The organism is Acinetobacter sp. ANC_7513 (genome assembly GCF_056779915.1).
Map to the genome: position 1 here is coordinate 1 of NZ_JBWYIW010000019.1, position 9,700 is coordinate 9,700.

8 protein-coding genes are annotated in these 9,700 nt (G+C 36.5%); 3 read left to right on the plus strand and 5 right to left on the minus strand.

What is annotated here, in order from left to right; translation table 11 throughout:
* Positions 1–1,084, minus strand: a 1,084-nt coding sequence (locus AC1M9B_RS14235; RefSeq protein WP_481609329.1) for a BapA/Bap/LapF family prefix-like domain-containing protein, incomplete at its 3' end; no start/stop codon positions are given.
* A gap of 306 nt (positions 1,085–1,390) precedes the next feature.
* On the opposite strand from AC1M9B_RS14235, the gene AC1M9B_RS14240 reads away from it, so the two are divergent.
* Together AC1M9B_RS14240 and AC1M9B_RS14245 are read left to right on the plus strand one after the other, a co-directional pair.
* Positions 1,391–2,461 (plus strand): zinc-binding metallopeptidase family protein, encoded by a 1,071-nt coding sequence (locus AC1M9B_RS14240; protein ID WP_481609330.1) that lies wholly within the window; start codon positions 1,391–1,393, stop codon positions 2,459–2,461.
* A 78-nt stretch (positions 2,462–2,539) separates the two neighbouring features.
* Entirely contained in the window at positions 2,540–3,301 is a 762-nt protein-coding gene (locus tag AC1M9B_RS14245; RefSeq protein ID WP_481596690.1) for a 3-oxoacyl-ACP reductase, read from the plus strand.
* Positions 3,302–3,391: 90 nt separating this feature from the next.
* Here AC1M9B_RS14245 and AC1M9B_RS14250 read toward each other — a convergent pair whose 3' ends face one another.
* The 4 genes from AC1M9B_RS14250 to AC1M9B_RS14265 all read right to left on the minus strand — a co-directional run bounded on the left by AC1M9B_RS14250 (position 3,392) and on the right by AC1M9B_RS14265 (position 8,475).
* Positions 3,392–4,285, minus strand: coding sequence for a LysR family transcriptional regulator (locus AC1M9B_RS14250; RefSeq protein ID WP_092766282.1), 894 nt, complete (start codon positions 4,283–4,285; stop codon positions 3,392–3,394).
* Positions 4,286–4,448: 163 nt separating this feature from the next.
* A complete protein-coding gene (locus AC1M9B_RS14255) occupies positions 4,449–5,720 on the minus strand; it encodes a DcaP family trimeric outer membrane transporter (protein ID WP_481596689.1) in 1,272 nt (423 codons plus the stop codon).
* A gap of 83 nt (positions 5,721–5,803) precedes the next feature.
* Entirely contained in the window at positions 5,804–7,174 is a 1,371-nt protein-coding gene (locus tag AC1M9B_RS14260) for an MFS transporter (RefSeq protein ID WP_035270292.1), read from the minus strand.
* Positions 7,175–7,560: 386 nt separating this feature from the next.
* On the minus strand, positions 7,561–8,475 hold the full coding sequence (locus AC1M9B_RS14265; protein WP_035270297.1) for a LysR family transcriptional regulator: 915 nt from the start codon (positions 8,473–8,475) through the stop codon (positions 7,561–7,563).
* Positions 8,476–8,589: 114 nt separating this feature from the next.
* On the opposite strand from AC1M9B_RS14265, the gene AC1M9B_RS14270 reads away from it, so the two are divergent.
* A complete protein-coding gene (locus AC1M9B_RS14270; protein ID WP_092766279.1) occupies positions 8,590–9,699 on the plus strand; it encodes a muconate/chloromuconate family cycloisomerase in 1,110 nt (369 codons plus the stop codon).
* Position 9,700: the final 1 nt, after the last annotated feature.

Here is a 9,700-nt window from a genome sequence, read left to right on the forward strand (position 1 = left end):
GTAAAGCTTCATTAATTTCTTGTTGAAGTGCATCACGTGTTTCATCAGTATATCTTGCTGACTCTTCCAACTCTGCATTGTCATCAAGTTTCTTTTGAAGTTCATTCGCCTTCGTCTCAAGCGCGACTAAATCCGCTTCTGTAGCAGGCGTATTTTCAAATTCTTGCTGTGATTCAGTTTTTAGATTATCAACAGCATTATTTAGTTCATCACTAGCGTTGTTTACATCATCAATGCTTGGCTTATCACCAATATTGTTATTGAAGTCATCTACAAGCTTTTGAGCTTCTTCAATTTCTTTTTCTAATTCTGATTTAGTTTCATCAGTATATGGATCATTTGGATCTTCATTTTCCAACTTATCCTTTGCATTTTCCAAATCAGCTTCAAGATTATTAATTGCTTCTTCTAATTTAGCAGCATCTTTAGCTTCTTGATCTTTTAAAGCATCTTCAACAATAGAAATTAAATCATCAGCCGTCTGGTCAAGTAATTCTTGACTTGATTCTGGGTCTTTTAAAACAGCTTCTGCATCATTAATAGCATTTTCAACTCGCTGTTTTTCATCACCATCCAATTGATTTAATGAATTTTTAGCATCATTGATTGCATCAACTAATTTGCTGAGATCTTTGGAAGGTTGTTTTGTGTCACTTGATCCATTAGCTGCATCAAATACAGCAACGCCAACTCCAACTGCGCCTAGTGCTAATGCTCCACCAGCTAACCAATTATTTAATATTGTTGCACCAGTTCCAGCACCGCCCTCTAATAAAGCTTCGATATTTTCTAATGGGTTATATTCTACATTTTTGAAATCAAGGACATACATTTCACCGTTTTGATTACGGAAAACAAGATCTGAAGTTTCATAATTGAAGTTATCTAAAGTAATTGTTTCCCCGTTATTTAATTTAATAATGACCTGATTTTCATTCACAATGAGCTCTTGAACATCTTCAGGAGCCACGTCGATCATTACAACTGAGTCTTCAACAATTTTAATTATATTGCTCTCTGAAGTGATCGTATTATTCAAGGTTTTTTTTGAGATAATCTGAGTTTGCATATACAAAATACCCATAGATTTAAAGAAATTTTACTTAATAGCATTAAACGATCATTTAGTTTTCTAATCAAGATTTTTTTAGATTAAAAATCATATATTTCAATATATTGTGATTTGCATCACACTATTTTTTAATAAAATTGATTTTATTTTATACAGCAACTAAATGATCTTAAGTAGACTGCTATTTACAAATTCAATACATTGCTTACTTATTGTTCATCTTTTTTCTTGCTTTTAATTTTCATTATTTAATATCAGAAACACAAATTTTTTTTTGAAAAAAGCAATGGTATAATCTCAAAAAAATGAATAATTTTTATGAAATATTTTTCTTGCGCGCAGTGCAATCGGCAAATTTTTTTTATGAATTCTACATGTACTCATTGTGGAATTAATTTAGGATATGTTGTAGAAGAAAGAGAAATGGGAAGTTTCCATAAACATACTAGTCAGTTGTGGAAATCTATTAATCCCAAATTCAAAAATAAACTCTATAAACCCTGTTTTAATTATTTGCATCATCATGTATGCAATTGGATGATTCCTGCAGAAAGTTCTGATATTTACTGTGACTCTTGCAAACTAACCTCTATTATTCCAAATTTAAATAACCCTGATCACACCATCTATTGGAGCAGATTAGAGCATGCGAAGCGTCGTTTCCTTTATATGATGCAACAACTAAATATCATGCCGAGACCCAAAAAAAATGATCAAGATCAATTTGGACTTAGATTTAATTTTTTGATGCCCGAACCAGATCTTCCTGTTTTAACTGGTCATGCTCAAGGTACAATTACATTAAATGCAAGCGAAGCAGACGTCGTATACCGCGAAACAACCCGAATAAAAATGGGTGAAAACTATCGAACCCTACTCGGTCATTTTCGCCACGAAAGCGGGCATTACTATTTCGATCTCATTCAACAGCTTCGACCAGATCTGATTGATGCGTTCAGAGTAATGTTTGGAGATGAACGACAAGATTATGCTGAGGCTTTAAAGCGACATTATCACGAAGGTCCACCCATAGACTGGCAGAAAAAATTTATTAGTTCCTATGCAAGTGCTCACCCATGGGAAGATTGGGCAGAGACTTGGGCACATTATTTACATATGATGGATACCTTAGAAACAGCATACTATGCGGGTCTGAGTGTTCAATCTAAACGTGCTGATCTCCCAAGTATGACGATCGAAGAAAATCCGATTGGTGCTAAAAACTTTGAAACTGTTTTACAAAACTGGTTAACCATCACTTTTAACTTAAATGCACTTAATCGCAGTATGGGTTTAGATGATGCATACCCATTTACGCTATCAGATAAAGTCTTAGACAAGCTCAGATTTATTCATCACAAACTATTAGAAATTTCATTTCAAAAATAAATATTTTTGCTTTATCAAAGGTTGAAGTTACTTATTATTTAAATACAATCTTCACCAAGTCGTATTGATTGTGTGTAAATGAAAATAAACGAACAGATTGTACTCGTTACAGGTGGGGCACGAGGCCTTGGCTTGGCTATTACCAAGGCATTATTGCGCGAAGGCGCTCGTGTCGTTGTCAATTATCATAGTAGTCATGAGTCCGCTAAAACATTAAAACTTTCACATCCTGATCAAGTTTTTAGTTATCAAGCAGATATTACTGATGCAGATCAAGTTTCAGAAATGTTTAACGCTGCCAAACTGCATTTTGGTGAAGCTATTCATTCAATTGTGAATAATGCACTCGTTAGATTTAAATTTAACGGGGATGCAAGACCAAATATTTCACAAATACAATGGAATGATATGCACACTCAGTTTGAGGGTGCTGTCAAAGCTGCCCTTAATACCACTCAAGCCGCTTTAGCCGACATGAAAGCTAATCGATTCGGTCGAATTGTGAATATAGGAACAAACTTGGTGCAAAATCCTGTTGTGCCATATCATGACTATACTACTGCAAAATCTGCCCTTCTCGCATTGACGAGAACATGTGCTCATGAATTAGGTGAGTTTGGAATTAATGTCAATATGTTGTCTGGTGGTTTACTTCAACAAACTGATGCAAGTAAAAGCACGCCACAGGAAGTTTTTGATTATATTGCTTCCGCTACCCCCTTGCGTAAAGTAGTCACTCCTGATGAGTTTGCTTCAGCCATTTTAATGTTTTTGTCACCGTACTCCAAAGCTGTTACTGGTCAAAATTTAATAGTGGATGGCGGTTTAGTTAAAAATTAATAACGATGCTTAGAGCTTAGGCTATTTTTTGTTTAAGGAATAGCCTATCTATATAACCCCAATCGCTTGCTCATAGAGTATTTATGAGTGTTATTTTACAAGGATTTCATGAAACATATGTCTAAGCCATTGATGGCTGGTCTTATGATGACAGGACATATGCCAGTATTGTTTAACACCATATGTCGGGAAAGCAATAGGTGCATCAAAGATTTTTAAATTTCCTCGTGATAATAAAACTTCGCTCAAATAATAAGGCACTGTAGCAATCGCATCAGTTTCTTGAACAACAAGACCAACACCAAGATAACTTGGTAATCGCATTAAAATATTTCTTTTAAGTTCAAGGTTTAACAGCTCATTTTCAATATGGTAATGCCCCATTCCCGCATCAATATCAATGTGTGATTCTGCCAAATACTGCTCTTTGCTGATTGAATCTCCCGTTAAACGAGGGTGATCTTTTGCTGCAATTACAACATAATATTGCTCGAATAGTTTTTGTTGATAAAAGCCATTTTCCAAATGAGGCAGAAATCCTAATGCAAGATCAATTTCACCATTTGCCATTTGATAACTTGTTTCAGAAGTTATTGGACGCACATTTAATCTGACATGAGATGCTTTTGCTTTTAGATATTGGGAAATCTTAGGCAGTAATACTAAATGCGAAACATCAGTCATCGCCAAGGTGAATTGTTGATCTGATATAGCTTCATCAAAATCGATCGTAAAATTATTAATCGCTTCAACTTTACTTAATGCTTCACTGACCAATGGGAATAATTGCTTTGATAATTCCGTCGGGATCATTTCATTCCCAATTCTTAAAAAAAGCGGATCGTTATAATGTTGTCGAATTTTATTAAGAATATTACTTACAGCAGGTTGACTCATCTGCAATTGTTCAGCAGCAACCGAGACACTTTTAAATTTGTAAACATGAAAAAAAATACTGAGTAATTTGCAATCTAATTCGTACACGAAACGCGCCTTCTCCTAGTAGATGAGAATGTAAAGTAAAACAGATCTCATAGTACTTTTATATTTTTATTTTTTCTAGGATCTATTCTGACATTCTCTAAAACCATCCCATAAAAAAAGAGCGAAAAATCGCTCTTTTTATCATCATTCAAGTTTGAATAATTTAGAAATTATAAATTGCTACAGCACTTACACGATTATCCTCACCTGTGTTAGAACCATTTGGTGCAGATACTACAGCTTTACGCTCACCATACACATATTCCAATCCAAGGCTAATCGGTTTGATCGGACTATAGAATGCATTGACCCAACCTTGCCAAAGCTCCTTATTGATCTCTGTCAGATTTACTGCACCACCTCGATAAGCATTTGTTACATCTTGATTCATATAACCAAAACCAACAGTTCCACGCCATTGAGGATTAAATTGCTGCGTTAGACCTATGGTAATTGAGTCAAATTCATTCTCATCTAAAATTTCACCAGATGAGCTACGGCTGATACCAGGATTCGTCCATGAAACGAAACTGCTATCTCCTTTTACATGATAGTAGTCAGCTTTCAGTGTAGTTGAAGGAGCTAATTTATATTGCATACCAAGTCCTACGCCCCATGCAACGACTTCATCAACTTCTGTTTTCTTTTCATTGACCATAGTACGTAAACTGAGTTTAGCATCATCATTTAATTGATGATTCAATCGCGCTGTGACTGCAGGTGTACGCATTTTAGATAATCCATCTTTTGGATCTTCTGCTGCAAGGACCAAGCCTGTTGCAGGTGCTAAACTCATACTATAACGAACTTGAGGTGTACGTTTTACAGCACCACCCACATAACCTAAGGCATCAATCGTTTCAGGCATATAGTCTGGCACAGCAAAGTTAGACCAAGTTTGACCAATTAACCATTTATCGTAATTCATATAAGCATGACGTATACGAAGATTATCTAATCCAGCTCCACCCAAAAAGTCGACTTCAACTTTACCTGAAACTTTTTTATCATTAATTTGACTATGAATATCCAAACCTAAACGTGTTGCTGATAGAGTCGACTTAAGCTGATCACTCGCCTCATTATTACCGGTTAAAGGAACCTTATTAATATTATTATATAGGCGATCTAACCCACTACCTTCAGCTTGATATGAAGCATCTAGACGAACATTTCCATAAAAATTAAAAGTGGTATCTTTACCAACATTTAGTTTTGGTTGGGGTTTAACAGATTCAGTTTTTAATGTCTCAATCGATTTTGTCTGTACAACAGCATTCTTCTGTTGTTGTTCCATCATTGATTTAAGTGCTTCAATTTCTTGACGTAGTTGCTCTATTTCAGACTGTTGTGGACTATTCGCGTATGCTGCAGTAGATGTTAAAACAGCTAATGAGATTAAACTTAAAGTAAAAGGTTTGTTTGAAAAGATCATCCTAATCTCTCTTATCCAATAAAATGGTTTAAAAGTCTAAGTAACAGCCACCTTCTGGCAGCTGTCTTATTTATAAAGAATTTTTACTGAGTTTGTTCTACGACTTTAGAAGAGTGTACAGATTCTTCCTGAGCAATTTTACCATCTACTGAATTTTTCAGATTCACCATGAAAATTGCTAAGGCTGCAATCACACCAGGAATTGCGATGACCAAGAAATTCATTTGGTGCGGAAGTTCCATGGTTAACAAAGCACCGGTGAGTACTGGACCTACGATTGCACCTATTCGACCAATACCAGATGCCCACCCCATACCAGTTGAACGAACTGTTGACGGATAATATTGTGCGACGAATGTATAAAGTAGAATTTGTGAGCCAATCGTTGCAGCGCCCGCGATTGCAATTAGCGTATACAACACGATTTGTGGACTATTAAAGCCGAGAAGGATAAGTGCAAGTGCACCGCACACGAACATAATTGTCAGTACTTTTTTGATGTGGAAACGATCTGCAAGATATCCACCACCAATTGCACCCACCATACCACCGATATTTAATGCAAATAGGAAGATCATACTTGCACCAAGCGAGTAACCCGCTTGAATCATAAGCTTTGGCAACCAGCTTCCTAAAGCATAAACCATAAGCAAACACATAAAGAATGCGATCCAAAACATGAATGTACTAAAGGTACGACCTTGCTGGAATAATGCTTTTAAAGGAGCTTCATCACCTGCTGTGACTTCATCTAATACAAATTGAGTGTCAGCAGTAATATTTTTTTCAGGTGCGATTTTCTTAACATTAATTCGCACTTGCTCGGTTTGGTTTTTGTTGGTCAGGTACATCAAAGATTCTGGTAGGAATTTCCAAATCAACGGCAATGCGATTAAAGGCAATGCAGCGATATAGAACATAATTTTCCAGCCATATTGTGGAACTAACCAAGCACCTAATAATGCTGACGTCATACCACCAATTGCATATCCACTGAACATAAGAGCAACTAAAGTACTTCTAATTCGCTTAGGTGCATATTCAGTCATTAAAGCAACAACGTTAGGCATCACACCGCCAATACCCAGACCAGCAAGAAAGCGTAAAATACCAAATTCAGTCGGATTTGATGCAAATGCCCCCAAAAATGTAAATCCACTGAAGATTGCCACACAAATCATGATGGTTTTTTTACGACCAAGCTTATCTGATAATGTACCAAATGACATAGCACCGAACATCATCCCAAATAAAGCTGTACTTGCTAACAATCCAGCTTGTACTGAAGTTAATGCCCATTCCTGCATTAATAAAGGTAATGCAACTCCGTAAATGACAAGATCATAACCATCAAAGATAATAATCAATAAGCACCAAAACAATACACCCCAATGAAATGGTGTGAACTTAGCATCATCAATCACACGATTGATATTTAATTTGTTTGCTTCCAAGGTTGCGCCTCCTGCAAATAAACTCTCCAAAAATATGACGCAACATTGACGTAAAGCTGAAAAAATGTCCAAAACCGAATATATCTATATATATACCTTCAAGGTCTAAATAATCTCGAGGGCTTATTTCTATTATGATTGAATAAAAATTAGACGAATAATTACTTAAAAAAAAAATTCTTTGAGAATTTCTAATTTGAATTTTTTATTGCAACCTACTTTTTCTTTAAAGTTAAAATTATTTGTTTGAAATTTATCAAAAAAAATTAAGCCCCTTTTCGGGGCATAAGCTAAAGTCGTAGTTATTTTGAGTATTTAAGATTTTTGATTGCTATTTTTTATCCAATAGCTTTAGACCTAAGTCTAATTATTGTATTAGACCCTATCTAAATTAAATTTCTATCATATTTAATTGCTTCTAAATCATACACTTGGTAAATACAATCTATTAGAGACATGATGTCCTCGCTCTCATCTAGATTACGTATCGTCATAAATACTGGACTTACTGCAGTTTCATCTAAAATTGGGATGTAAAGCAAATGGGATAGCTGAATTGATTTCGCACTTTCTGGAACAATACAAATACCTTCACCAGCTGCAACCAAACCAAGAGATAGCTGAATTTCTCGCACCAAACGTATATTTTTAGGTTCTAAATTATATTCTGCAAACAAGGCTTGGACTTGAGTTGCAAAGCTAGGGGTTGTATGGCTAGGGTATAAAAAAATATTTTCATCAGAAATATCAGATAGATAAACACCTTCTTTTTTTAAACTTAAAGGATGACTCGCATGCACTGCCATCATTAAGCGCTCTTCACGAAGCAAAATTCGCTTCAATGCTGGATCTGAAATTCTAAGCCGCCCAAATCCAACATCAATCTTCCCCTCTTTGAGTGCTTTAACTTGTTCTAACGTGGTCATTTCAACAAGTTCAATCTTTAAGTGGGGTTGCTGCTGCCTATATAAATATACAATTTTAGAAAGCAGCCCATAAAGCAGTGACCCGACAAACCCCATTGTTACTGTACGTTCAACTAGACCTATACGCTTTGTCATAGACTTAACTTCTTCAGCATTGGCAAGTAATTTCACTGCGTGCTGATAAAAGAAATAACCGGCTTGTGTTGTTTTTAATGGACGGCTACCTCGCTCAAATAAAGCAATGCCAAGCTCTGATTCCAAATTTTGAATTTGTCTACTTAATGGTGGCTGCGCAATAAATAACTTTTCGGCTGCTTTTGTAAAACTTTGTTCTTCTACCACTGCGACAAAATATCGTAGATGTCTAAGCTCCATGACTTCCATACCTTTTAAATATATTAAAATGCAAAAATGATCTTCGACTCTATTTTTGCATTCTTTTAAGGTATACCACATGAAATACACAATGCAAGAATGCGTAGAGTGGAAATGATTACATCAGTTGAAACCTTGCTCGTTGAAATCCCGACGATCCGCCCACACAAGATGGCGGTCGCAACGATGCAAACTCAAACCTTAGTCCTCATTAAAATCGAAACTTCGGATGGTTTCATTGGTTGGGGCGAAGCAACCACCATCGGTGGCTTAGGCTATGGCGAAGAAAGCCCTGAAAGTATCAAAACCAATATCGATACTTATTTTGCTCCACTACTCAAAACTTTTACTGATCTCAACGTTGCTCAAATTATGCAAGTGTTGAAGAAGAATATTAATGGCAACCGTTTTGCAAAATGTGCCATTCAAACTGCTTTACTCGATATTCAAGCTCAACGTTTAGGCTTGCCACTGTCTGAAGTGCTAGGTGGCCGTCTGCGTGACAGTGTCCCTGTACTTTGGGTGTTGGCTTCTGGTGATACGGATAAAGATATCGCTGAAGCGAAAAAGATGATCGAAGCTAAACGTCATAACTTCTTTAAATTAAAAATTGGTTCTCGTGCTGTAGAAGCAGATGTTGAGCATGTTCTCACCATCAAAAAAGCGTTAGGTGCTGATATTTCTATCCGTGTCGATGTGAACCGTGCTTGGTCTGAGTTAGAAGCGATCAAAGGTATTCAGCTTCTGCAAGATGGTGGTGTGGATCTAATTGAACAGCCATGTGCGATTGACAATATTGATGCCATGGAGCGTTTAACTCGTCGTTTTGATATTGCCATCATGGCGGATGAGTCATTGATGGGTCCAAGTACAGCTTATCGTTTAGCGAAGCGTAATGCTGCTTCTGTGTTTGCTGTAAAAGTTGCTCAGTCTGGTGGCCTACTCGAAGGTCGTGATGTAGCAACCATTGCAAACCTCGCTGGTGTAGATCTGTATGGTGGCACGATGCTTGAAGGTTCTGTTGGCACCATCGCTTCTGCACATTTGTTCTCGACCTTTGAGAATTTGGCATATGGCACTGAATTGTTTGGTCCATTGCTGTTAACTGACGAAATTTTAAAGACCCCGCTTCAATATCGTGATTTCGAATTACATCTGCCTCAAGGCAATGGTTTAGGTATTGAGTTGGATTTAGACAAGATTGACAACCTTCGCCGCAAATAAG